Annotated in this window: 24 protein-coding genes; 11 read left to right on the top strand and 13 right to left on the bottom strand. The window is 25.0% G+C overall.

The genetic code is table 11. The annotated features are described in order from the left end of the window. Positions 1–2: 2 nt before the first annotated feature. From CRU93_RS07225 to CRU93_RS07250, 6 genes are read right to left on the bottom strand one after another with little or no spacing between them, the layout of a single operon-like run. The gene (locus CRU93_RS07225; protein ID WP_309109278.1) at positions 3–995 is read right to left on the bottom strand and encodes a tetraacyldisaccharide 4'-kinase; all 993 of its coding nucleotides are present in this window, start codon (positions 993–995) and stop codon (positions 3–5) included. Then, positions 958–2,100 (bottom strand): DegT/DnrJ/EryC1/StrS aminotransferase family protein, encoded by a 1,143-nt coding sequence (locus CRU93_RS07230; protein WP_129103522.1) that lies wholly within the window; start codon positions 2,098–2,100, stop codon positions 958–960. Before CRU93_RS07230 ends, CRU93_RS07225 begins: the two co-directional genes overlap by 38 nt. A 3-nt stretch (positions 2,101–2,103) precedes the next feature. After that, a complete protein-coding gene (locus CRU93_RS07235) occupies positions 2,104–2,865 on the bottom strand; it encodes an NAD+ synthase (protein ID WP_129103523.1) in 762 nt (253 codons plus the stop codon). A 20-nt stretch (positions 2,866–2,885) separates the two neighbouring features. Next, a complete protein-coding gene (locus CRU93_RS07240) occupies positions 2,886–3,104 on the bottom strand; it encodes a hypothetical protein (RefSeq protein WP_129103524.1) in 219 nt (72 codons plus the stop codon). Next, on the bottom strand, positions 3,104–3,331 hold the full coding sequence (locus CRU93_RS07245) for a (2Fe-2S)-binding protein (RefSeq protein ID WP_129103525.1): 228 nt from the start codon (positions 3,329–3,331) through the stop codon (positions 3,104–3,106). The genes CRU93_RS07240 and CRU93_RS07245 overlap by 1 nt, the downstream gene beginning before the upstream one ends. 12 nt (positions 3,332–3,343) lie before the next feature. Then, entirely contained in the window at positions 3,344–4,099 is a 756-nt protein-coding gene (locus CRU93_RS07250; protein WP_129103526.1) for a TerB family tellurite resistance protein, read from the bottom strand. Positions 4,100–4,199: 100 nt separating this feature from the next. On the opposite strand from CRU93_RS07250, the gene tatB reads away from it, so the two are divergent. The 5 genes from tatB (at position 4,200) to CRU93_RS07275 (ending at position 8,747) form a co-directional block, all read left to right on the top strand. Continuing rightward, positions 4,200–4,658 carry a Sec-independent protein translocase protein TatB gene (gene tatB / locus CRU93_RS07255; RefSeq protein WP_129103527.1) on the top strand — a complete coding sequence of 153 codons (459 nt, stop codon included), beginning with the start codon at positions 4,200–4,202 and terminating at the stop codon, positions 4,656–4,658. Beyond that, on the top strand, positions 4,658–5,485 hold the full coding sequence (gene tatC, locus CRU93_RS07260; RefSeq protein ID WP_129103528.1) for a twin-arginine translocase subunit TatC: 828 nt from the start codon (positions 4,658–4,660) through the stop codon (positions 5,483–5,485). Before tatB ends, tatC begins: the two co-directional genes overlap by 1 nt. Next, on the top strand, positions 5,472–6,506 hold the full coding sequence (gene queA / locus CRU93_RS07265; protein WP_129103556.1) for a tRNA preQ1(34) S-adenosylmethionine ribosyltransferase-isomerase QueA: 1,035 nt from the start codon (positions 5,472–5,474) through the stop codon (positions 6,504–6,506). Before tatC ends, queA begins: the two co-directional genes overlap by 14 nt. 11 nt (positions 6,507–6,517) lie before the next feature. Next, positions 6,518–7,261 carry a 3'-5' exonuclease gene (locus tag CRU93_RS07270; protein ID WP_129103529.1) on the top strand — a complete coding sequence of 248 codons (744 nt, stop codon included), beginning with the start codon at positions 6,518–6,520 and terminating at the stop codon, positions 7,259–7,261. A gap of 133 nt (positions 7,262–7,394) precedes the next feature. Next, positions 7,395–8,747 (top strand): sodium-dependent transporter, encoded by a 1,353-nt coding sequence (locus tag CRU93_RS07275; protein ID WP_129103530.1) that lies wholly within the window; start codon positions 7,395–7,397, stop codon positions 8,745–8,747. Positions 8,748–8,759: 12 nt separating this feature from the next. On the opposite strand, the gene CRU93_RS07280 is transcribed toward CRU93_RS07275, so the two are convergent. From CRU93_RS07280 to CRU93_RS07305, 6 genes are all read right to left on the bottom strand, one after another. Further along, positions 8,760–9,998, bottom strand: a complete 1,239-nt coding sequence (locus CRU93_RS07280) for a ComEC/Rec2 family competence protein (RefSeq protein WP_129103531.1) — start codon at positions 9,996–9,998, stop codon at positions 8,760–8,762. A 37-nt stretch (positions 9,999–10,035) separates the two neighbouring features. Continuing rightward, the gene (locus tag CRU93_RS07285; protein ID WP_129103532.1) at positions 10,036–11,460 is read right to left on the bottom strand and encodes a diguanylate cyclase; all 1,425 of its coding nucleotides are present in this window, start codon (positions 11,458–11,460) and stop codon (positions 10,036–10,038) included. 92 nt (positions 11,461–11,552) lie between these two features. Further along, complete coding sequence (gene ovoA, locus CRU93_RS07290) at positions 11,553–13,649, bottom strand: 5-histidylcysteine sulfoxide synthase (RefSeq protein ID WP_129103533.1); 2,097 nt, start codon at positions 13,647–13,649, stop codon at positions 11,553–11,555. Then, positions 13,646–15,859, bottom strand: coding sequence for a lipopolysaccharide assembly protein LapB (locus CRU93_RS07295; RefSeq protein ID WP_129103534.1), 2,214 nt, complete (start codon positions 15,857–15,859; stop codon positions 13,646–13,648). Before CRU93_RS07295 ends, ovoA begins: the two co-directional genes overlap by 4 nt. Further along, positions 15,852–16,418 (bottom strand): gamma-glutamylcyclotransferase, encoded by a 567-nt coding sequence (locus CRU93_RS07300; protein WP_129103535.1) that lies wholly within the window; start codon positions 16,416–16,418, stop codon positions 15,852–15,854. Before CRU93_RS07300 ends, CRU93_RS07295 begins: the two co-directional genes overlap by 8 nt. After that, positions 16,418–16,897 carry an S-adenosylmethionine--2-demethylmenaquinone methyltransferase gene (locus CRU93_RS07305; RefSeq protein ID WP_129103536.1) on the bottom strand — a complete coding sequence of 160 codons (480 nt, stop codon included), beginning with the start codon at positions 16,895–16,897 and terminating at the stop codon, positions 16,418–16,420. Before CRU93_RS07305 ends, CRU93_RS07300 begins: the two co-directional genes overlap by 1 nt. A 124-nt stretch (positions 16,898–17,021) precedes the next feature. Here CRU93_RS07305 and glmS point away from each other — a divergent pair, with 124 nt between their 5' ends. The 5 genes from glmS (at position 17,022) to CRU93_RS07330 (ending at position 21,958) form a co-directional block, all read left to right on the top strand. Next, complete coding sequence (gene glmS / locus CRU93_RS07310) at positions 17,022–17,429, top strand: methylaspartate mutase subunit S (RefSeq protein ID WP_129103537.1); 408 nt, start codon at positions 17,022–17,024, stop codon at positions 17,427–17,429. Then, the gene (locus CRU93_RS07315) at positions 17,426–18,790 is read left to right on the top strand and encodes a methylaspartate mutase (protein WP_129103538.1); all 1,365 of its coding nucleotides are present in this window, start codon (positions 17,426–17,428) and stop codon (positions 18,788–18,790) included. The genes glmS and CRU93_RS07315 overlap by 4 nt, the downstream gene beginning before the upstream one ends. After that, complete coding sequence (locus CRU93_RS07320; protein WP_129103539.1) at positions 18,787–19,968, top strand: glutamate mutase L; 1,182 nt, start codon at positions 18,787–18,789, stop codon at positions 19,966–19,968. Before CRU93_RS07315 ends, CRU93_RS07320 begins: the two co-directional genes overlap by 4 nt. Positions 19,969–19,977: 9 nt before the next feature. Next, entirely contained in the window at positions 19,978–21,552 is a 1,575-nt protein-coding gene (locus CRU93_RS07325) for an AMP-binding protein (protein ID WP_129103540.1), read from the top strand. A 115-nt stretch (positions 21,553–21,667) separates the two neighbouring features. Further along, positions 21,668–21,958 carry a c-type cytochrome gene (locus CRU93_RS07330; RefSeq protein WP_129103541.1) on the top strand — a complete coding sequence of 97 codons (291 nt, stop codon included), beginning with the start codon at positions 21,668–21,670 and terminating at the stop codon, positions 21,956–21,958. Positions 21,959–21,969: 11 nt separating this feature from the next. Here the strand turns inward: CRU93_RS07330 and CRU93_RS07335 are convergent, their stop codons facing one another. After that, positions 21,970–22,824: a GGDEF domain-containing protein gene (locus tag CRU93_RS07335; RefSeq protein WP_129103542.1), complete on the bottom strand. Its 855-nt coding sequence runs from the start codon at positions 22,822–22,824 to the stop codon at positions 21,970–21,972. Between the two features lie 94 nt (positions 22,825–22,918). Between CRU93_RS07335 and CRU93_RS07340 the strand changes: the two genes are divergently transcribed. Continuing rightward, a complete protein-coding gene (locus tag CRU93_RS07340) occupies positions 22,919–24,199 on the top strand; it encodes an SH3 domain-containing protein (protein ID WP_129103543.1) in 1,281 nt (426 codons plus the stop codon). The last annotated feature ends 2 nt before the right edge of the window (positions 24,200–24,201 follow it).

The raw sequence follows: 24,201 nt of genomic DNA on the forward strand, positions 1-24,201 counted from the left end.
AATTAACCTTTATAACTATTTATATAATCATCTAATGGTTTAAAATTCACTTTTTCATAATCAATTTTTAACTCTAAATCCATCAAATATATATTTTCTAAAGCAAACTGTTGCAATTTTACAAAATCTTTTTGTGTTGTAATAATTGCATATTCAGCATACTCTTTTTTAATTTTAGCAACATCATCTTTTGTAAAGGTATGATGATCTTCAAAAGCTTTAATTTCTACATTTTTAGGTAAATAATCTAATAACCTTTTAGGTTTAGAAATTGCCGTTACCAATAATAACTTATGAGGTAAAACATTTACTCTTTTTTCATTTAAACTATATGAAACAAATCTTTTAAAATCTTTTCCTTCTTGAAGCTGAATTTGAGCAAATGAATAAAACATCTTTGGCTCTCGATATCCACCACTTGGAAGACAAAAAATATTTGTAGGTTCATCTTTTGGTCTAATTAAAATATCGAATTTATTAATATTATACTTTGAAAATCCATCATCAAGAAAAACTATTTTACAACCTAATTCTTGTGCTTTTTTAATAGCTTCAACTCTATTTTCACTAACAATAATTGTCGCATTTGGTAAAGATTTAGCAAGAAGCATTGCTTCATCACCACTTGTTTTTATATCTTCTAAAATTTTTCCATTTTTAGATATAATATATAATCCTGTTGAAGTTCTACCATATCCTCTTAAAACTACACAAGCATTTTCATATTTTTTTGCTAATTCAATTGTCAATGGAGTTTTACCACTTCCACCTACAATTAAATTCCCTATACTTATAATTGGAATATTAAATTTTTGAGGTTTTGAAAATCCTCTTTTCATTAGTACTATAATTAAATAAATTAGAGTAAAAGGTAATAAAAGAAATGATATAATTTTTTGGAAAGTGTTTGGATAGAAGAGATAATCTTCTACCCATAAAAAAAGCTTTTGTCTCAATCTATATCCACTCTGAAGCAATCGATATAATATTATCACAAATGTAATTTACTTCTTCATCCGTTAATGCAGGATACATTGGAATAGATAAAATTTGTTGATAAGAAGTTAAAGCTGCTGGGAATTCAGTAATTTTTATTGAATACTTATTTTTATAATAACTTAATAAATGTAAAGGAATATAGTGTAATCCTGTTGCAATTCCTCTTTCTTTTAATGCTCTTGCAAAAGCATCTCTATTTCTTGAAATTCTTATTATAAAGTGATTAAATACATGTTCTTCTTTTGCTTTTGGTACTGATACATGCTTAACACCTGATAATCTTTCAGTATAAATCTTTGCTATTTCTCTTCTTCTTTTTATAAACTTATTTGTTTTTTGAAGTTGTGCAAGAGAAAATGCTGCATCAAGTTCACTCATATCATATTTGTGTCCTATGTCTACAACATCATAAATATAATCTAAGTTTCCAAAATCATCATATGTTGTTGTAATTGCATGTGTTCTAAGTAATCTTGCTGTATTTGCGATTTCTTCATTATTTGTAACAATCATTCCTGATCTACTAAGAGCATGTTTACCATTTGATGGATTTGTAGAGAAAATAGTCATATCAGCTCTTAAAGAACCAACTGTATCATTTTTATAAGTAACACCAAGTGCAGCAGTTGCATCTTCAATTAAAATTATTTTATATTTCTCACAAATATCATATAATCTATCTAAATCAGGAGTTTGACCTGCAACAAAAGAAATAATTGCACCTCTTAATTTTTTAGACTTATTCTCTTCTAATACTTTTTCGAATTTATTTAAATCAATATTCATATCTTCACTATTAATATCAATAAAAATTGGTTCTGCATCAAAGTGTCTTACTACTTCAGGAATATTAACAAAAGAGTTTACAGACATAAGTATCTTATCACCTCTTTTTAATTTAATAGCACTCAATGCTAAATGTATTGCAGATGTAGAGTTACAAGTTGCTATTGCATGTTTTGCACCTACAAAATTTGCCATATTTTCTTCAAGCTCTAAAACTTTAAAGCCTTCTTTCTTATTATTAGTATCTAATACTGTTTTAATTTGTTTTAATTCTTCATCATTAACAGAAGAACTATAAAATGAGATCTCTTTCATATATTAACTCCATTGTATTTTTGCTATTACAGGTAATTTACCTTTAAATTCGTTTGATTTAATTTTATGATTTAACATATCAATTAATTTTTCTTCAATTCCTAAAGAGATTAACTCATCTTTAGATTTTTTTTCATCAACCATAAGTTTTAGTACATCATCCATTTGTTTATATGTATATCCAAGTTCATCTTCATCAGTTTGACCTTCCCATAAATCAGCACTTGGCTTTTTAGTTAAGACTTCTTCAATTACACCTAAATATTTACCAAAATCATATTCATCACTTTTATACATTTGCCCAATAGGATTAATTGCACAAGCTATATCACCAAAAATTGTTCCATACCCCAATAAAAGTTCACTTTTATTTGATGTTCCAACTACAATAGATGAATCTCTAGATGAAATATCATATAAAACTGACATTCTTACTCTTGCTGAATAGTTTCCTATTCTTAATTTATCTTCATTCATATTATTAATATATGCGTTTATCATTGGTGATATATCTACTATTTCATAAGATATATCAAATTTTTCACATAATTTTTTTGCGTCATCAATGCTACTTTTACTAGAAAATTGTGAAGGCATAAGAACACAACTCATATTCTCTCCAAAAGCTTGTTTACAAAGGATTGCAACAATCGCTGAATCCAATCCGCCAGAAAGACCTACTGTTACTTTTTTTAAACCAGTCTTTTCAACTTCATCCCTTAAAAACTTTAATAATTGTTGTTCAATGTTTTTCCAGTTTATCAATTTTTATCCTTTGATAATAATTATATCTTATCTTTTTTTGTTTTTTCATAAAGTTTGTCTAAATAATCCAAACTAGTTTCTGAAATATTACTTTTTTTAACCTGTAAATCATTTCTTATAGATTGTAATTCTTCAATTTCAAAATATTGTAAAAAGTTTGGATTTATGTCAACACTATCCTCTTTATTAATAACTATTAACTTTTTTATTTCTTCTATTAATTGTTCTTTTTCTTCCATTATTTATTAAACTTATTTAAAATTTGAGTTAAATATAATTGCATTTTCTCTTCTCCAATATCACAGCTTGCATCTACACAACATTTACAACATGTACCAGCATCTGTAAGCTTTGCTAAATCATCTAAAGACTTTGCACCTTTTTCTTTTACTACATAAACTATCTCACCTAATGTAACTTTGTGACAATTACAAACTTCAAAAGAGTGAGGAAAGCTTTTTGCCATAATATCTCCTTGTCATATTCCCCTTGATTCTTTTATTTGTTCATATGCTTGATTTATTTCTTGAAGTTTCTGTGTTGCTTCATCTATTATATTTTGACTTGCACCTTGCCCTGCAATAATATCGGGATGATGTCTTTTTACTAATGCTCTATACTTTTTCTTAACTTCACTATCACTATCACTGCTAGAAGCGCCAATTATTTCATATGCTTTTTCTAAAGATAGTGTTTCATTCTCTTTTTGTTGTTTATAAAACGTCTCAAAATTATTTACTAATCTCTCAAAATCCTCTCTTTTAATTTTAAGCGCATTAGATATATCTTCTGTTATCATTAATTCAGTATTTGAAAAATCTCCATCAATAAATGCAAGATTTAATAAATACTCCATAATTTTAACTCTTTTTTCATAATTATTACTTGTCAACTTGTATAAATTTTTACAAATTTCAATTGTATTATCAAAAGAAGCTTTCTCTTTATTATAAATTTGTTTTAATTTTTCTCTAATTTCTTCGTCATTTTGAAAGTGTCTTGAAATATCACTTAAAGTGTGTTTTAAAAGTTGCGCTTCTAAATCACTTACTTGTCCATCTGCTTTTGCAACTTTAGCCATAAGAGCTACAAGAAGGCCTGCTTCATGTTGCATCAAGTCTCCATCAAACTTTTCTTTTATATTTAAGTTAATATTTGCAAATTTTTCTGTTTTATAATTTTTTGCTATTAAAAATAGAATAAAACCAATAATTAATAAAACTATAAACTTCATTAATAATTTCCTTTAAATAAATTTTTCTGATAATAGAGAGATTTTATCAAAAATTAGGTAAAATCTTTTCTTTAATTAGATAAATATTTGGAGAATTTATATGTTTGGAATGGGCTTTTTTGAAATATTACTCGTTGCAGTAATAGCTATAATTGCATTGGGACCTGAAAAATTGCCAAATGCAATGGTAGAAATAGCGAGATTTATTAAAAAATTTAAATCAGGTTTGGATGACGCAAAATCAACATTAGATAATGAATTAAATATATCAGATATGAGAGAAGAAGCAAATAAGTTTAAAGCTCAAATTGAAGATGCTAAGTCATCAGTTAATGGTAGTTTCGATCTTGGATTAGATGATATTATGAAAGATGAAGATACTTCAAAAGAAAATAAAAAAGTATCTTTAAAAAAAGAAAAATCCAAAAAGAAATCAAAGAAAAAAGAAACTAAAGTAAAAGAAGAAATTATTGAAGATAAAACTTCTCAAGAAGAACAAGACTCTTCTAATAAATTTAAAGTTAATTTTGATGAAGTAACAAAAAAGGATAATGATTAATGCTTGAAGATTTAAAACCACATATTGCTGATCTTAGAAAAAGACTTGTAATTTCTGTTCTTGCTTTGGTTGCAGGTTTTTTTATATGTTTTTTCTTTTATGAACCAATTTTAGATTGGATGATGGTACCTGTTGAAGCTGTATTGCCAGCAAACTCACAAATGGTTGCAGTAGAAGTTCAAGAGACTTTTTTCACAGCTTTAAAAGTTGCTTTTTTTTCTGGTTTTATTTTAGTTTTACCTATTATATTTTGGCAACTATGGCTATTTTTATCTCCTGGGTTATATGACCATGAAAAGAAATTAGTTTTTCCATTTGTATTTTTTGGAACTTTGATGTTTATTATTGGTGGAGCATTTGCTTATTATGTAGTTATTCCTTATGGATTTGAGTTTTTAATTAACTTTGGTTCAGCAGTTGTAACTGTACTGCCAAGTATTGGGAAATACGTAGGTTTTTTTACTAAATTATTATTTGGATTTGGTATTGCATTTGAATTACCTGTTATTACATTTTTCCTTGCAAAAATAGGAATAGTTGATGATAGAATGTTAAAAGACTATTTTAAATATGCTGTTGTAATAATATTCATTGTAGCTTCACTATTAACACCTCCTGATGTATTAACACAGTTTTTAATGGCAGGACCACTTATCATACTTTATATTGTTTCAATATATATTGCAAAAGCATTTAATCCTGCAATTGATGAAGACGAAGACGACGATGAAGATGATGATGATGACGAAGATTATGAAGAGCAAGATGAAAATGATGACGAAGATGATGATGACAAAGACGAAGACGAGGAAAATGAAAAGAAATAATTTAGACCCACTAAAAACTTCAAGCTATGATTACCACTTACCAAAAGAACTTATAGCCACTCAACCAGTAAGTCCAGCAGATAGCGCTAGACTTCTGGTTTATGATAGAAAAAATGACAAAATAATTCATACAACTTTCAAAAATTTACTTGACTTTATACCTGATAATGTTTCAATTTTCTTAAATGATACAAAAGTTATTAAAGCAAGAATATTTGGAACAAAAAGTAGTGGTGGAAAAATTGAACTACTTTTAAACAAACCTTTATTTATGAATAGATTTTTAGTAATGATAAGAGGAAAAGTAAAAATTGGTACAATTTTAGATTTTGAACATAATTTAAAAGCAGAAGTAGTAGAAGTAAATGAAGATGGAACAAGAGTTGTAAAATTTTATGAAAATGAAAAAGAGTTAGAATTTTTACAATTAGTTGAAATTCTAAATAAAATAGGACATCTACCTTTACCTCCTTATATGAATAGAGAAGATAAAGAAGAAGATAACCAAAACTATCAAACACTATTTGCAAAAAACTATGGAGCTGTTGCAGCACCAACTGCTTCACTACACTTTACTCCTAAATTATTAAAAGATTTAGAAGATAAATTTAGCATTGATTATCTAACTTTACATGTAGGTGCTGGAACTTTTAAACCTGTTGATGTTGAAGATATTTTAAATCATCCTATGCATAGTGAATATTTTGAGATATCTGCAAAAGCAAAAGGATCTTTAGATAATGCAAAAAAAGTTTTAGCAGTGGGTACAACTGTTACTAGAACTGTTGAGTATTATGCAAGAACAAATAAAATTCAAGGTGAGTGCGATCTTTTTTTAAATCCATCAAATACACCTATAAAAGTTGATCATTTATTAACAAATTTTCACTTACCAAAATCAACTTTAATAATGTTAATTGCCTCATTTGTAGGATTAGAAAAAACACTAGAAATATATGAAGAAGCCATCAAACAAAAGTATAGATTTTACTCTTATGGTGATGGAATGCTAATAATTTAAGGACGAACTATATGCCAACTTACGTACTATTTGACACAGAAACAACTGGAAATCAAGAAGAAGATAGAATAATTCAATTTGGAGCAATGATTGTAGAACAAAATGGAAATTTAACTTGTTATGATGAATTATGCCATAGTGATGAACCAATTAAACTTGAAGCGATGGAAGTTCATAATATTACTCCTGATTTAATAGAAGGAAAACCAAAAGCTATTGAAACTACATTTTATAAAAAACTTCTTGAACTTAATAATGAAAATAACTATTTAATAGCACATAATATTAATTTTGATTTAGGAATGATTCAAAAAGAAGGTTTTGAAAATAAGTACCAACTAATAGATACATTAAGATGTGCAAAACATTTATTTCCTCAATTACCTTATCATAGATTACAATATTTAAGATATGCATTAGAATTATACAGAAATGAAAAACAAGAAGCTCAAAAACATGATATTATAATAAAAGCACATGATGCTATTGGTGATGTATTAGTGATGAAATTATTTTTATCGAAATTGGTTACTGAATGTAGAAAGCAATATCCAGATTATAATCCGATGGAAAAACTTGCTGAACTTACAAAAACTCCTGTTTTTATCACAACTTTTAAGTTTGGTAAATATAAGGGTAAAGATGTAGTTGAAGTAGCAAAAGAAGATACAGGTTACCTAAATTGGATGCGATCAAATTTAGACTTGGATGAAGATTTAAAATATACATTAGATAAAGTTTTATCTTCTTTTTAATAACCTTTGTCAAATTAGATAATAAAGAATTGTACTTTATTATCTAATACTGCTTATATTCATATTAATTTCATATAAATTTCATTTACTTTTCTTTATAATACTAAACTTAAAAAAAACACAAGGGTAGATTTTGAATCATTTTTCAAGAATAGGTTTTATTTTGGCAGCTGCTGGCTCGGCTGTTGGGTTAGGTAATATATGGAAGTTTCCATATATTACAGGAGAATATGGTGGGGGTGCATTTGTTTTAGTATATCTACTTGCAATTGTATTTATTGGTTTATCTGTATTTTTAGCAGAAGCGGTAATTGGACAAAATGCACAAGCAGATATTGCAACTGCATTTATTAAGACTTCAAAATCAAAAAATAAAAATTGGAAATTCACAGGATTAGTGGTTATTGCAGGTTTATTAATTCTTTCTTTTTACTCTGTAGTATTAGGCTGGATTTTAAACTATATTTTTACTTCTTTTGGTGACTTACCAACAACACCTGAAGTTGCAGAAAAAGCTTTTGGTGATTTACTTGGTAAAAATATTGTAGGACAAATTATTTTTCATACAATAATTGCTGGAACTGTAATTTTTATTGTTCTAAAAGGAATTAAAGCAGGTATCGAAAGAATAAATTTAATTTTAATGCCATTATTAGCAATTATTTTAATAGGTTTATTAATTTATGCTTTAACTTTAGATAGTTTTTCTCAAGCAGTTACATTCATGTTTTATCCTGATTGGAGTAAAATTGATGGTGATGCATTACTTGCAGCATTAGGACAAGCTTTCTTTACACTATCTTTAGGTGTTGGTACAATTTTAACATATTCAGCTTCATTACCAAGAAGAGTAAATTTTGTTAAATCTTCAATTATGGTTGCAATCGTTGATACAACAATTGCAATTGTTGCTGGTTTAATTATATTCTCTTTTCTTTTTGAAGCGGGAGCAAAAAGTACTGATGGTCCAGGACTTGTATTTATATCTTTACCTGTAATTTTCTCTGGATGGGGAGTATTAGGTCATTTTATTTCACTTGCATTTTTTATTGCACTTGTATTTGCAGGAATTACATCTGCTGTTTCTATGATTGAACCATCACTAAAATTCTTCACTGATAGATTTGGTATGACAAGAACAAAAGCAACTGTTATTTGTGGTACTTTTTTCTATGTATTTGGTATTATTGCCCTACTTTCAATGACAGGAGAGTTTAAACCAATGTTAACTGCATTTGGGAAAAATGCATTTAATTGGATGGATTTTGTTACATCATCAGTTATGATGCCACTTGCAGCAATTTTAACTTGTGTATTTTTAGGTTATTTTGTTGATAAAGATTTATTACATAGAATCTTCACAGCACATGTATCTGAAACATTCTTTAATATTTGGTATTTTTTAATTAAATTTTTAGTACCAATTGCAATTACTATTTTATTATTAAACAAATTAGGTGTTTTAGGTTATTTTAAATATATATAAAGGCAATTGCCTTTATATATAAGTATAAAGAAAAAACAAAGCTATCAAAATATTTAAAATTATAAAAAATATCTTTTTGTAAACAGATAACAATGATATTAAAAAGTAAAAAACTAAAAAACTAAAATTTACGCTAACTTCATAACTATTAATATTTAATGAAAATATTTTTAACAAATAATCATCAAAAACACCACCAAATCCTAAAAAATGAAGAAATAATAACAATGGATAAAAAATAGTAAAACCAAGTGTAATAATAAACGAGAATAATTGCATATAAGAAGTTGTACTAAAAAAATAATGAACAACAGGATTCATAGCCAAGAATATCCAAATATTAAAAAATAACAACAAAACTACTTTTGGTAAGTTTTTAAAATAATTCAAAAATAAATAGACATAAAACACACCAATTATAGAAAACCAAAGAGATAAAGAAAATATATATTTTGGGAAAATTGATATTATTAAAATTAAAGTAAAAACAAGAGTATTAAAAGATAATATTTTAATATTTGATCTTAAAAATAAGATTCCAAATACAAACATTAAAAATGCTCTAAAAAAAGATGGAATAAAATCAATAATCACCAAATAGAAAAATAAAAAAAATACACAAATAAAAAGTAAATCAAACTTTTTATTTCTGTGATTATAAAATTTTTTATGAATAGGGGTATAAAAAGCAAAGAAAATATAATAGATAAATAAACAAAACAGACTCAAATGAAAACCAGAAATGGCAATAAGATGAGAAATTGCAAATTTTGAAAAGAATTCTCTTAAATCACTTGAAGTGGGAATAGCTAAAAAAATTGCTTCAAATAGCTCTTTAATATATATATTTGAATGTTGTTTATCTATTTTTGAAACTAGATATGTTTTAAATGTACTTTTCTTTTCTAATTTTGTAATGAAAAGTGATTTTGCAAAAAAACCTTTTAGATACTGATAAAAAGTTATATATTTACTAATAAATAAAACTCTTACTAAATCTTGCTTTAAATAAATGTTATTACTTTTTGTGTAAAAAATAAAATCATTCGTTTGTAATTTTAAAATATTATAATTACTCTTTTTATATATATTTAATATTATTGCTTTTGTTTCAAATATATCATCAACTATCAGATTTTTATATTTATAATAATCATGCATTAAATTAAATATAAAAAGAGTAGTTAAAAATAAACAAAGATATAAAAATTCTTTTTTAGTTTGCAGTAAAGGTAAAGCTTCTATTTTCATAGAAGTAGTATAACAAATAAATAATAAATTTAATTATTTATTTTCTATATCTTATTTTATTTTTACCACTTTGTTTTACCTCATATAAATATAAATCTGCTTTATGAAGAATTTTATCTATATTATTTGTCTGTCTATTGTCACTAATACCAAAACTAGCAGTAAAATTCAAATAATTATCTTTATTAAGTAATACTTTACAATTTTGAGTCTCTTCTCTTATTTTTTCAACTATTTGTAATACCTCATTTGTTTCAATATTAGAAAAAGCAATAACAAATTCTTCTCCACCAATTCTTGCACATATATCGTTATGTGAAAGATATTTTTGAAGTATTGATGCGAATTTTTTTAAAACTACGTCTCCAACATCATGTCCATGTTTATCATTTATATATTTAAAATTATCAATATCTATCATTACAATATGCACTAAATCTCTTCTAAAAAGTGTATCTTTTAATATTTTTTGAACTTTTATAAAAAAACTTCTTCTATTGTCAATTTTTGTTAAAAAATCTTTATATGCTAATTCATGTAATTCTTTATTTGATTGTTTTAACTCTTTTGTTCTTCTTTCAACATCTTTTTCTAACTTTTTTGTATATATTCTTATTACAATTTGATGTCTATAAGATAGATAAAATATAATAGCAAGAACTATTAATATTATTATATTAAATATAAAAGTTGTATTCTTTATTTGTACTATAAAATCACGATAATTTGATACTTTAAGTGTTGTAATATATCTATTTTTTAAATCTCGTACCTCTAAATAATTAATAATAAAACTATCAGTATATACAATTTTATATTTAACTAACAAATTTTCAGTTTTCATTATATCTTCAATATCATTCAATTTATTATATTGAACTTGTATAAATTGAAAAGTTGTGTTTATATATGAATTAATTGATTTATTTAATAGTTTTGCAGAATATAAATACCCTACACTTTTTCCTATTTTATCAGTTTTTTTAACTTCTGCTTTGATAATATAATAAATATTCCCTTTAAACGATAAAATTAAAGAAGCTTCTGGTTTATTTTTTAGAATCTTTTTTGTTTTTTCAAAAAGTTCATCTATTGTGTCACTTTTTTTTGAACATGATAGCATTGTAATATTGTCAGAATTTGTATAATTTAAAAACTCTATCGAGATCATTTTTAATAACTCATTAGCATCTCTAAAATTTCTTTTTTCAAAACTTGGGTTAGTTCCATTTAAAAAATAATATGCATTATCCCATTTACTATAAGTTTGAATAATAGAGTTTAAAAATTGAGTTTCTAAACTAATATTTTTAACTAAATTTCGTATATTTTTTTTGTTATGAATTTTTTCAATTGACACATATCTATTGATAAAATATTCATGGCTAAATGCATAAATTAAATTTAATAAAATAAAAAAAACACCTAAATAAATAAGCTTAAGTTTTATGTCTTTAAACATTTATAGCCCTTGAAATTGAGAACATTATTTTATAGTAATTTATTTAAATATAAATTAAAACTTGACAATAATTGAAAAAGAGAGAAAATTTGTTATTTTTCTACTCTTCTCCAAATACTCATTTGAGATACACTATGTTGAAATTTTCTTGCAGTTTCTTTTATTACAAATGGAACATCTTTTAAATCGACTAATTCAAATCTATCTTTTAAACTATCTTTTAATGTATCAATAGTTTTTACTTCTTTATTATCTTTATAAAAACCACCTAACCAATTATCTTTTGGAGTATACTCTTCTAACCATGTATAAGGTGATAAAAGAACTAATAAACCATTATTATTGACTCTATTTGGAATATCTTCTAAGAATTTTTGAGGATAATACAATCTATCTATTAAATTTGAACAAAATATCAAGTCATAACCACTATATAGTCCTTTTAAATTACAAGCATCACCTTGCATAAACTCAACTTTGTTTTTAGTATCTTCTAGCCCTAAATCTTCTAGTGACACTCTTTTTTCATCAAATAATTCACCCTCTACTCTTACTTTATAAGTTAAATTATCATATTTTATAAGTTTTACCCCAACATTAATAAAATTAGCACTAAAATCAATTCCTAATACATTATCGAACACTTTTGCTAATTCAAAAGTACTTCTACCAACTGAACAACCTAAATCTAGAGCTTTTTTTGTATCCATATTTTCTAGATATGGTTTTAATAACTCAATAGATTGTTTTGGAAAGTTTTTTACATTAAAAAACTCTTCACCATAATGAAATTCACAATATTGAGAAATAAGCTCATCTGTTTCATATACATTATCATTTAATTTTGTTCTATATTCATTATCAGATTTTACATATCTAAAACCTGCATGTTGAAAGAAATGTTTTCTAAAAGCATATCTAGCACTTTTTAATTTTTCGTTTCCTAAAGAGATAAAAGAACCACCCTTAATTAAAGCATGTTTATCATCAAAAGTTGGTGTTGTGAAATCATCATATGCATTATGTGTTTCAAATTCATCAAATGGATACATCGGTGTGATACTCCATTGCCAAACATTTCCAACTACATCATAAAAATCATCAAATTTATACATATCAACAGGAGTTTGATTAAAATATCTTAAACCAATATTAGATTCTTTTTCATCTGCTTTTGTGTAGTCATATAGTCTATAATATTCATCTTCAGTTGGAAGTCTTACTTCAAAACCTAATTTTTCACTTTTATATTTACAAAAAGCTTCTGCTTCATATACATTTATATCCACAGGAAAATTTAATGGTAAAGGTACAATATTATTAATTTGTCTTAAATAATATTCATTATCTTTTTTTATCCAAAAAGTTGGCATTTTTGCTTGGGTAAAATCAAGCCATTTTAATCCATCTTTTGAAAAATAGTTCAATTTAGAGTATCCACCATCTTTAACAAATTCTAAAAATTCACCATTTGATACAAGATATTTACTAGCTTTAAAATCTTTAATTGTTGAACGGTGATAAGAAAACTCATTATCCCATCCATAATAAATAGGATTTTGTCTATCTTTTTGTAAAACAACTTCTGAACCTTTTACATCAACTAACTCATTTTGAGGATATTGTTTACTATATTTTGTACAATAAGAAAAAGGTTCTTCTTCAATAAAATGAGATATTTCTAACTCCCTTAATAATACTGAAGATGTCTCAATATGTATATTTTGATGCTCTATTCCCATCAAAATAATCCACATAGGACTATCCCAATTTATTGGCATAGTAAATTGTATATTATCAATTAAATCAAGAACTAAATTTTTAACATCTTCTCTATATTTTTTTACCTCATCAAACTCTGGCCAAACATAGTGCTGACTGCTTAAATCATCCCAGCTCATCTCATCTACACCAATTGCAAACGTATATTCAAACTTTTCATTTATTCTTTTATTAATAATTTTACTAACCATAAGTTTATTAATAAAAAATGTAGCAGTATGACCATAATAAAAGACCAAAGGATGTCTTAATCTATTGGGTTGTTCATAGATTGATTTTTCATCTTTTAATAAATCAAATAACTTATCTTCTAGTTCAAATGTTTGAAGGAAATAACTTTTTATTTCTTCTCTTTTTTCTTCAATAGTTCCTTCGCTTAAGTTTATGGTATCTGCTTTTATATTCATATTTTACCTTTTATAATATTGTCTAAAAATTCGATTTTATACTTTTTTGAAATCATTTTGTATAGATTAATTATCTGTTCATATTCATTGTTATCTATTAGTTTCCAATGATTTTCAATTCTATTTATATCATTATCAACATTTTTATTTAATAATATTTTTGAAATAATATTTTCAATTAATAACATTCCCAATCTTTTTATAGATGAAGTTTCATCTAATATTTTAATACCCTGTGCAGTCATATTTTCTACTTTTATAAGTTCGTTATTATTTATTTGTTTTTTTGTTAAAATATTTAATGCTTGATTATGTAAAACTACAGGCATTTCATCCCTATCCCCAACTGAAGATTTAAGATTTACTCCAATTGAACCTAATTTAATAGATTTTTCAATTATACTATTACTATTCATTCCGTTAGTTAAATACATAAATCTATAAGCAATTGACATATTTATAAAAGTCGCTCCATATTCAAAGGCTCCTAGAGCAGGAATAGATAAACATTTTTTATAAAAAGATATTGCTTTTTCATAATCTTGTTCCCATTCTGCATAATTTGCTTTAATATTATAATAGTGCCAAAGCCATAATGGCTCATTATCTTCACTATGAGAAAACAATAACTCTTCTAAACTTCTAATACAAGATAAACCCTCTTGCTTTTTGTTTTTATTTCTTTGACTTACTATAATCCAAGCTTTTCTTTGAAAATACCTAACTTGACAATCATTTGGTTTTATATTTGTATTTAAATCTAAAGATACTGGTAAACTATCATAAGCTTTATCAAATTGTCCCATTCTTTCATATAGTGAGCATAAATTTACTGAATATTTATTTGGATTTATTTCATAAAGATATTTTACTATTAGTATTGCTTGATTAAAATGTCCATTTCTTTCAAATAAAAAGATTAATTTATTCAATGAATCAATTGATATTTTTCTATAAATAGAATTATTAGTAGTATCAAAATCATCAATATTAGAAGAATCAAACATCATGTTTGCAATATCAAACCAATAAAGATCAATTAATTCATAATGTTGCTTTTCATAAACTGCATCAATAAATTTTTCTAAAATAATCAAATATCTTCTCTCATCTAAAACTACATCTTTTATGTAATAGTACAAAATAATTAAAGATATAGGATTAGTAAAGCTATTAACACACTCTTCAATATGATTTCTCAAATGATAAGATAATCTTTTATGCTCATCTTCAAGATTATTTACTTTAACATTATTTGTAAGATATATTTGAAATGACTTTTCTTGTTTTAAAAAATGAAAATCATCAAAACTTCTATTTATAAAATTTTGAAATCCTGAAATAAGTTGATTTGTATTTGACTTTGTATCTTCTAAAAAGTTTCTTCCACAATACTCAAATAGTTCTAAAGAAATGAATTTATTTAAATCTTGCTTTATCATCAAAGATGAGCTTAATTGAAGTAATTTAAATAGTTTTTGTTCTTTACTTGATAATAATAAACTAACCTTATCATCTTCAAAAGAGTTTTTTAATTTATTTATATGAATATTTAAACATTCAAGATTTTTTAATTTTTTACTCACTTGTTTTATTTGATCATTTCTAACATAAAAATTTACTATGACAAATCTTTTTAGAATTGAACTAATTACAATTTTCCAAAGCCAATGTTGAGTATCTAATAAATCTGCATTATAAATATTTATTTTTGTTTTACTATCTAGTGAACTTAAAATAATTGAAACTCTTTTTAATCTTCTAGCATCTTTATTAAACCATGATAATAAAAACTCTTTAAATTGTGAACTCTCACCATCTAAAATAGAAGGCATCATCACAAGACCAATAAAAAATAAACCTACAAAAAATAAAGAGATAGTATCATTTACACTCCACTCAAAAGGCATTTCAAAAAGTATCTTTTTTGATATATCTTCATATATTGAAGCTGAAATAATTGCAAACATAATAACTAGAACAGAAACAATTGAAAATATAAAAGAGAATACTCTTTTTGTAAAATTATATAAAGAAGTTGAATTTTTACATACTTTTGTTAAAGATACTTCAAAGTCATCTATAGTATCAGTAATAATATATGTAATATTTACACCATCACTATTTTTTGAAACTATTGGATCTTGTTTTGTTTTTCTTGTACTAGTATTTAAAGATGATGTAATTATATTACAATTACTTTTACTCATTAACACCCTCTTTTGCAAGTCTATTTTGAACTGGATCTGAAAATTTATAAGTGCCTTTTTTTACATAATAAGGCAAATTTTCTAAAGTTTGAGCTTTATACTCATTTACAAATTGTTCATCATAATTTTCAAAAGAATCTTTTAATATATCAAGATACTTAGCAGCAATTACACAATTTGTATCGCCAGGTTTTGCAATTTTTTCTTCATTTATTGTCATAAAAGTAATTATATCTTCATCAAGTTTCTTATCAATTACATTAGATTTATCAATTAAAATATTTGAATAATTTTTTTCTCTTAATTTTAATAATTCCAATTCTTCTTTGGTTATTTTAATTACTGCACCATTTGCATAAGAATTTTCATCTTTTTGTAGATTTAAAAATACTGTGTTTACTTCTTTTTGATCTTCATAATCTACAGTTTCTATTGCATTCCATACTTTTTTTATTCCCTTTATTTTTACAGGAATCAAATCTTCATATGAAATTTTTCTTTTAAATGACTTTTGTGCACTATTTAAATTTATCAATGAACCATATCCAAATAAATACATTATATTAGGTTCTCCTTTGCTATTACAATTCCATCACTATCTATATAAATATAATCACCATTTTGAATATCAACATTATCAATATTCAAATCACAAGCTATTTTACCAGCTTGTACTTTTTCATACTTTCTAGGACATGTTCCTTTTGCATAAATTGCAATATCGAATTTTTTTATATTTTGAATATCTCTTACATAGCCATTTATAACCAATGCATTATATTTATTATCATATGCAAATTTTGTAAGCTTATCACCAACTACAGCATAATATTGCATCTGAACATCAACAACTACAACTTTACCCTCTCCATTTATATTTTTTAATAGTTTTATTAAATCATTGTTATTTTTATCTAATTTTACTGTTATTATTTCACCATATGCTTTATTTAAACCACCATATGATTTAAAATCTGGTCCTAATACATTTACTTTTTGAGGGTTATTATCACAAATATCAGCTGTAAAAAAACTCATTTGATTTTCCTTCTTAAATTTTAAACTAATTAATTATATTTTACTTATCTTAAATTTAACCAAAATTAGTTACCATATTTACCTAATAAAATTAATTACACACAAAACAAAAATAGGTATATATATGAAAGTAGTCACAGGAGTAGTAGGGAATGATATACATGTAGTAGCTAATAGACTTATTGAAATATCATTACAAGCAAGAGGGTATGAAGTATTTAATTTGGGAGTTAATACTTATCTTGAAGAGTTTATAGACGCAGTTATTGAAACAAATGCCGATATATTATTAATATCATCATTAAATGGTGAAGCAGAAGGATGGTGTAGAGAACTTAACATTTTAAAATCTAAATATAAATCTTTAGATGATGTTGTCTTTATGCTAGGTGGAAACTTAGCAGTGGGAGAAGCTAAAACTGAAGACCTAGTTCCAAAATTTAAGAATTATGGATTTGACTTAGTTTTTCATCAAGTAGATTTAAATAGTGGATTAGATGCATTAGAAAAATATGTTAAGGCAAAAAAATGAGTTTACTGCAAGAAGAAAGAGAAATAATAGTTCAAAATGAGTATGCAGATAATTTTGATTTTTCAGAAATTGAAGAGTTTGTAAAAAATGCAAGTAAAAATCTTTTTATCTCACACAATTTTAAAAATAGTAATAAAATGCTAGTTCAGCCAAGAGGTGGTTTCCCAACTTATCAAAAACAATTTGCATTAAATGATTTTTTTGTAAAAGCAAATGTTGATGTTTTACCTTTAACAATCGATTCAAATACAAGACTTAATGATTATGCAATGTCAAAAAAGATGTTAAGATTAAGTGAAGAAAATGAAGTTGATATGTTAAATGGTTATCCACTTGTAAATCATGGATATAGAACAACTAGAAAAATGATTACACATTTTGACAAACCAGTTAGTTTAAGACATGGAACACCAGATGCTAGACTTTTAGTTGAGACAGCAATTGCCTCAGGTATTTTTGAAATAGAGGGTGGTCCAATTACTTATCTATTACCATATTCAAAGAACTTTCCAATTGATAAAGCATTTTTATATTGGAAATATGTAGAAAGAGTCTGTGCAAAATATTCAACTTTAAATGAACCAATAAATAGAGAATCATTTGGTCCTTTAACAGCAACACTCGTTCCACCTTGTATTACTATTGTAATTCAGTTACTTGAGATGCTTTTATCACTTGAAGAAGGAGTTAAATCTTTTTCAGTATCATTTTCTCAAAGTGGTTCAGTAAATCAAGATATTGTTACAAGTGCAGTATTAAAAAAATTAGCAAAACTCTACGCTAAAAAAATAGATTGTGAAGATGCAAATATTCACCTTGTTTATCATCAGTGGATGGGCGCATTTCCTTCAAACAAAGAGTATTCTGAATCTTTAATAAACACATCAACAGTTATTGCAAGTTTAGTTGGTGCAGATAAAATCATAACAAAAACAAGAGATGAAGCTTTTGGTATTCCTACAAAAGAAGCAAATGCAAAAACAGTAGCAAATACTCAATATACACTTAGAATATTAAATGGCTTACCAAATATTGTAGATGAAAAAGAAGAAGAGATTTTAACAGAAGAAGTAAATAGTATCATGGAAGCTGTTTTCAATGATACTGCTGATACTTTATGGAGAAAAGTATTTAATAGTGTAAAAAATGGAATAATTGATGTTCCTTTCTCACCACATATTATAAATCACAATGAGGTAGTAACAGTAAGAGATAAAAATAAAAATATCAGAATAATAAAAAGAGGAAAACTCCCAATTAGTGATAAATGCTTTGAATATGAAAAAGCCCAATGTGATCTTAACAAAGATGCAACATCAATCGTAAATGATATTATACATGATATAGGAATAATGCAATGAAAGATAGATTATTAATAGATATTGGAAGTACATATTTTAAAGTAAGTGATTCAGAAAATCTTCAACAACATTTTAGAGATTTTAATAAAGATATTTATGATGATTTAAAATATAAATGTAGTGATATTTTAGAAAAATATAATAAAGATGATATTTATATTTGTTCTTCTGCAAATGGAGGACTTAGTACTTTAATAATAGGAATTACAAACTCTTTTTCTTTAAAATATGCAAAAAATATAGCTTTTAACTCAGGTATTAACATCATTGATACTGTTTTATATCAAAATATTGAACAAACAACTATTCCTAGTGATTTAATTGATGTAGTTATAATAACAGGAGCAATTGATAGTGTTAGTAATGTTTTTGATGAAAGATTATTTAACTATTTAAATGAGCTTAACTATTCAAATATAGTTTATGTTGGTAATGAAAAAGATAGTAGATATTTAAATGAAAATATTAAAAATTTAATTGTTTTACCAAATATTATTACAAACAAACTTCAAATAAACGAAATGCAACTAAAACACTATTTAACAAATTTATATCAAGCAGATATTATGGGAAAAGAAGATATTAAAAATCTATATGAAATTACTAATAATCAAATATATTCTACTCCATATATTGTAAATAAAACTTTGCCTTTAATAAATAGTATGTTTAAAGTTGCTGATCCTTTTATTTTAATTGATATTGGTGGAGCAACAACTGATATTCATTATAGTACTACACTAGTAAATGATAATATGGTAAAAGATAGTGAGTTTGATAGACTTGTATTTAAAAAACTTGGTGTATTTAAATCAAAAGAATCTTTAATATTTGCAGCAAAAAACAATGAATTTGTATATGAATTACTTGCATTTTTGAATGTTACAGAACATATATTTGAAGAACAAAGTGATAAAGCATTAAAAATTTTAATGCAACTGGCAATTTTTCTAGTTTTATATAAAGTATCAAAAGCCCACCCTTTATATGTTAACCTCAAATTAGATTTACTTAAATCTGTTGTATTAACAGGTGGAATTACAAAAGTTTTAAAACAAGATGAAGTTGAAAATATTATTGGATTTTTTTATAAAAAGATTTTAAATAGTAGTGTAAAACCAAATATTATATTAGATAGTAATTATGAAATTTGGACTTTAGGTATAACACAAAAATAAGGAGCTAAAATGTCTATAAATTGTATAAGAACACTGTTAGAAGATGCTAATATATCTTCTAGTGATAAAATTGCCATAATTCAAGATGATTCAAAAATCACTTATGGTGAGTTATTTACAAAAGTAAATCAAGTGGCGTTTTATTTAAATGAATTAGATTTACCAAAAGGTAGTAGAATTGGTATATATTCAAATAAATCAATAGATCAAGTTATTGCTATTTTAGCCATATTATCTACAGATTATATTTTAGTTCCTTTGACAAGAATGTTACAACCAGAACAAGTAAAATATATTATTGAAGATTGTGATATTAAATGTATCATTACTGATAAAGTAAAAATTGAGAAAATTGAAGAAATAGAGTTTAATGGTCAAATAATCTCATATGAAAGAACAACAAATGATTTAGCTTCTTTTGAAGAGATATACAAATATTATAATAAACCATATAATCATGATATCAATGGGCATGACAATGCTGTTATTACATATTCATTTGGACTAACAGGAAAACCAAAAGGAATAGTTATTTCACATAGAAATCTAATTGATTCTGCAAGAGTAGTATCAAAATATCTAAAATTAAAAGAAGATGATGTAATTTCTGGATTGCTAATATTTAATCTTGATTATGGGTTAAATCAAATCTTTTGCTCTTTATATAAAAGAGCAACACTAGCACTACATAGATTTATTTTACCAAATGATTTTTTTAACCATATAATAAAAGATAAAGTAACAGTTCTTCCTCTTATGCCAATTCATCTTACGTTAATGTTTGATGAACAAGAACATAAACTTCCAAGTAATGAATTACTTAAAGATGTAAGAATTATCACTTCTTCTGGTGGAAATGTAAAAACAAAAATGATAAATGATGTTGAAAAATACTTTTCAAATGCACAATTTTTTTCTATGCATGGACTAACTGAAGCTTTTAGATCAACATACTTAGAACCAAGCCAAATTAAAATTAGACCTGATTCTATTGGAAAAGCGATTCCCGATGTTGAATTATATATAATAAATGAACAAGGGCAAGAGTGTAAACCAAGAGAAGTTGGAGAATTAATTCATAGGGGTGGATATATTTATAAAGGTTATTGGAATGCATCAGTTGAAACTAAAGAAAGATTTAAATCTATAAAAATTCTAAAAAATATCATAAATCTAGAAGGACACTTATGCGATGAAATAGTAGTTGCAACTGGTGATTATGTTTATAAAGATGAAGAGGGATATTTATATTTTGTATCCAGAAAAGATGATATGATAAAAACAAGAGGCTTTAGAGTAAGTCCTTATGAAATAGAATCAGTAGCATATAAAAATATACCTCAAATCGAACAATGCGCAGTTTTTTCAATTGAAAATCCTGAAATAGAAGAAGAAATAATATTTGTTTATTCAAGTAGAAGTGAACTTGCTTCAAATGAAATTATTTTTGAACTAAAAAAGCATTTGGCATCTTACATGATACCAAGTAAAATATTTTATAAAAAATCACTACCTTTAGTTCCTAGTGATAGAAACAAGATAAATAAAGAAAGTTTAAAAGAAGACTTGATAAATAATGTATAAAAAAATAACAATAAAGTGTTATTTTCTTAAATTTCTTTTAAATTTTGATATAAATCAAAGAAATGAAAGTTTATTTTATATAAAATAATAAAAATTAATTTGAGAGGACTTTAGAATGAAAAAAATTTTAATCGCAACTTCACTTTTTGCATGTGCATTATTTGCTGCTGATGGTGCTGCGCTATACAAAAAATGTGCTACTTGTCATGGAATGAATGGAGAGAAAAAAGCATTAGGTAAAAGTAAAATAATCAAAGACCTTACAAAAGACCAATTTCTTGCTGCAATGAAAGGTTATAAAGATGGAACTTATGGTGGACCAATGAAAGGTTTAATGAAAGGGCAAGTTGCACCTTTAAGCCATGATGATATAAAAGCATTAGCTAACTATATAACAAAAAAATAACGACTAGATTTCTAGTTGTTATTAACACTAGAAATTTCTATTCTATTTCTTCCTTTATTTTTCGCCTTATAAACAGCTTCATCTGCTTTTTTAATCATTATATCTTTATTTTTCCAATCTTTAAAATATGAAACACCCATACTAACAGATATACTTATAGAACGGGTAGGATGAAAAATCTTTTGGTAATTTATATCATCTTTTAATTTTTGTAAATTCTCAAGTAAATACTCCTTATTACAAAAACAAAGAATAATAAACTCTTCTCCTCCAAATCTATAAACTTCGCCATTTAAAATTTTTGCATATTCTTGTAACTTTTCAGAGATATAAATCAATACTTTATCTCCATAATCATGCCCAAAATTATCATTTATTCCTTTAAATCTATCAGCATCAATAAATACAGTGTTTAACATATCTATATTATTTTGATTTATATAAATATTCAAATCATTTTCCATTTTTCTTCTGTTATAAAGTTTTGTCAAATGATCTCTGTTTATATTATCTTCAAGTTGAGCTTTTTCTCTTAAAAGTTGCTCAATTAAAGTATCTTTATAATCATCTTCAATATCTGTATTTTTTTGTTCAAAAATTTTACCTAATTGAAATTCAAATTGATTGTTTTTTGTATTATAATCAACATTTTTACACTCAATAACTAAAGAGGGTTTATCTTCACCCAAACCATTAGTAAGTTGTATTTTATCTATTTGTTTTATTGAATAGTGAATTTTATCATTTTTAATAGTAGGCTCAATTAACTCTTTTTTCCAATATCTAGTTGTATCTTTTTTCAAAGTTGCAACTTTTTTTAATAATATATTTTCAAATAGGTTTTTATCAATAGAAATCTTATACATAATCAAATATTAACACTAATATACTTAATTATTTAACTTCTAAAAACTAAGCATATGATACAATCATATTTTAAATTTCAAAAAAGGTTTTAGATTGAATATAAAAACATTTTTTTTACCATTTATAATAACAATATTTTTTAGTGCATGCGTTCATCAAAATTTGCCAATAAAAGATTTGAAGACATATTCTCAAGATCCAAATAAATATGTAACAAAAGATTTGACTTTTAAAAATCAACAAAAAGCAAATATTAACTTTAATAAAAAGTATTTTAGTGTTTGGGATAATCCAAAAATAAAAATATCTAAAAGTGTAGCAACTTGGGGATTTAGTTATAAAAAAAGAGAAATTTATTTACAAAATTTCTCAAAAGCTTCAAAACAATGGTTTGATAAACAAATAGAGAATTCAAACTTTAAAGAGTTTAAAAAAGTATCAAAACGTGCAATTATGGTAAAAAATAGTGCTGTAAAAGTATTCCCTACAATAGAAATGATGTTTTACAATCCATACACAGCAGGGGAAGGATTTCCTTTTGATTATAATCAAAATTCACAAATAAAAATAAATACTCCAATTTTAGTATCTCATTATTCAAAAGACAAAGCTTGGGTATTTATCAAATCCGCTTCTGTTTTTGGTTGGGTAAAAATATCTGATATTGCATTTGTAAGTGATAAGTTTATTAAAGAGTTTAAAACAAATAACTATTATATTGCAACAAAAGATAAATTTAATATACATGATAATTTTTTTATAGAAAAAATTCAATTAGGTACAATTTTCCCAAAATATAAACAAAACTATTTAATTGCAAAAAAAGATTTAAATCATAATGCCTTTATTAGATATATTAAAATCGATGATAAGAATATAGATAAAAAACCATTAAAATTTAACTCAAAAAATATCGCAAAAGTAGCTTCACAATTAATTGGTGAACAATATGGTTGGGGAGGAATCTTTAATTTTAGAGATTGTTCTAGTTTTACAAAAGATTTCTTTAGTACATTTGGAGTATTTTTAAATAGAAACTCATCTCAACAAATAGAAGATGGAAAACATTTTTATATTAAAAATCTATCAAATAAGAAGAAAAAAGAGTATATTATAAAACATGCAAAAGCATTTAAAACATTGATTCATTTACCTGGGCATATTATGTTATATATTGGAAACAATAAAGGTGAACCTTTAGTAATGCAAGATGTTTGGGGCGTAAAAACAAGGGTATTTCTTTATACAAAAGGAAGAAATATAATAGGTAAAAATATCATAAGTACTTTAGAATTTGGAAAAGAATTACAAAATTACGATGATACAAAAAATGTATTAGATAAAATTGATTATATTACAATTTTAGATGAGTAAAG

It is taken from the genome of Arcobacter sp. CECT 8985 (assembly GCF_004116495.1).
Lineage (GTDB): Bacteria > Campylobacterota > Campylobacteria > Campylobacterales > Arcobacteraceae > Malaciobacter.

Excerpts from the sequence above, each read along its gene's own strand:
- CRU93_RS07245 (WP_129103525.1), bottom strand. The coding sequence starts at position 3,331 with ATGGCAAAAAGCTTTCCTCACTCTTTTGAAGTTTGTAATTGTCACAAA.
- queA (WP_129103556.1), top strand. The coding sequence starts at position 5,472 with ATGAAAAGAAATAATTTAGACCCACTAAAAACTTCAAGCTATGATTAC.
- CRU93_RS07270 (WP_129103529.1), top strand. The coding sequence starts at position 6,518 with ATGCCAACTTACGTACTATTTGACACAGAAACAACTGGAAATCAAGAA.
- CRU93_RS07285 (WP_129103532.1), bottom strand. The coding sequence starts at position 11,460 with ATGTTTAAAGACATAAAACTTAAGCTTATTTATTTAGGTGTTTTTTTT.
- CRU93_RS07320 (WP_129103539.1), top strand. The coding sequence starts at position 18,787 with ATGAAAGATAGATTATTAATAGATATTGGAAGTACATATTTTAAAGTA.
- CRU93_RS07295 (WP_129103534.1), bottom strand. The coding sequence starts at position 15,859 with ATGAGTAAAAGTAATTGTAATATAATTACATCATCTTTAAATACTAGT.
- ovoA (WP_129103533.1), bottom strand. The coding sequence starts at position 13,649 with ATGAATATAAAAGCAGATACCATAAACTTAAGCGAAGGAACTATTGAA.
- CRU93_RS07330 (WP_129103541.1), top strand. The coding sequence starts at position 21,668 with ATGAAAAAAATTTTAATCGCAACTTCACTTTTTGCATGTGCATTATTT.
- CRU93_RS07315 (WP_129103538.1), top strand. The coding sequence starts at position 17,426 with ATGAGTTTACTGCAAGAAGAAAGAGAAATAATAGTTCAAAATGAGTAT.
- CRU93_RS07335 (WP_129103542.1), bottom strand. The coding sequence starts at position 22,824 with ATGTATAAGATTTCTATTGATAAAAACCTATTTGAAAATATATTATTA.
- CRU93_RS07305 (WP_129103536.1), bottom strand. The coding sequence starts at position 16,897 with ATGAGTTTTTTTACAGCTGATATTTGTGATAATAACCCTCAAAAAGTA.
- CRU93_RS07250 (WP_129103526.1), bottom strand. The coding sequence starts at position 4,099 with ATGAAGTTTATAGTTTTATTAATTATTGGTTTTATTCTATTTTTAATA.
- tatB (WP_129103527.1), top strand. The coding sequence starts at position 4,200 with ATGTTTGGAATGGGCTTTTTTGAAATATTACTCGTTGCAGTAATAGCT.
- glmS (WP_129103537.1), top strand. The coding sequence starts at position 17,022 with ATGAAAGTAGTCACAGGAGTAGTAGGGAATGATATACATGTAGTAGCT.
- CRU93_RS07325 (WP_129103540.1), top strand. The coding sequence starts at position 19,978 with ATGTCTATAAATTGTATAAGAACACTGTTAGAAGATGCTAATATATCT.
- CRU93_RS07230 (WP_129103522.1), bottom strand. The coding sequence starts at position 2,100 with ATGAAAGAGATCTCATTTTATAGTTCTTCTGTTAATGATGAAGAATTA.
- CRU93_RS07280 (WP_129103531.1), bottom strand. The coding sequence starts at position 9,998 with ATGAAAATAGAAGCTTTACCTTTACTGCAAACTAAAAAAGAATTTTTA.
- CRU93_RS07240 (WP_129103524.1), bottom strand. The coding sequence starts at position 3,104 with ATGGAAGAAAAAGAACAATTAATAGAAGAAATAAAAAAGTTAATAGTT.
- CRU93_RS07300 (WP_129103535.1), bottom strand. The coding sequence starts at position 16,418 with ATGTATTTATTTGGATATGGTTCATTGATAAATTTAAATAGTGCACAA.
- tatC (WP_129103528.1), top strand. The coding sequence starts at position 4,658 with ATGCTTGAAGATTTAAAACCACATATTGCTGATCTTAGAAAAAGACTT.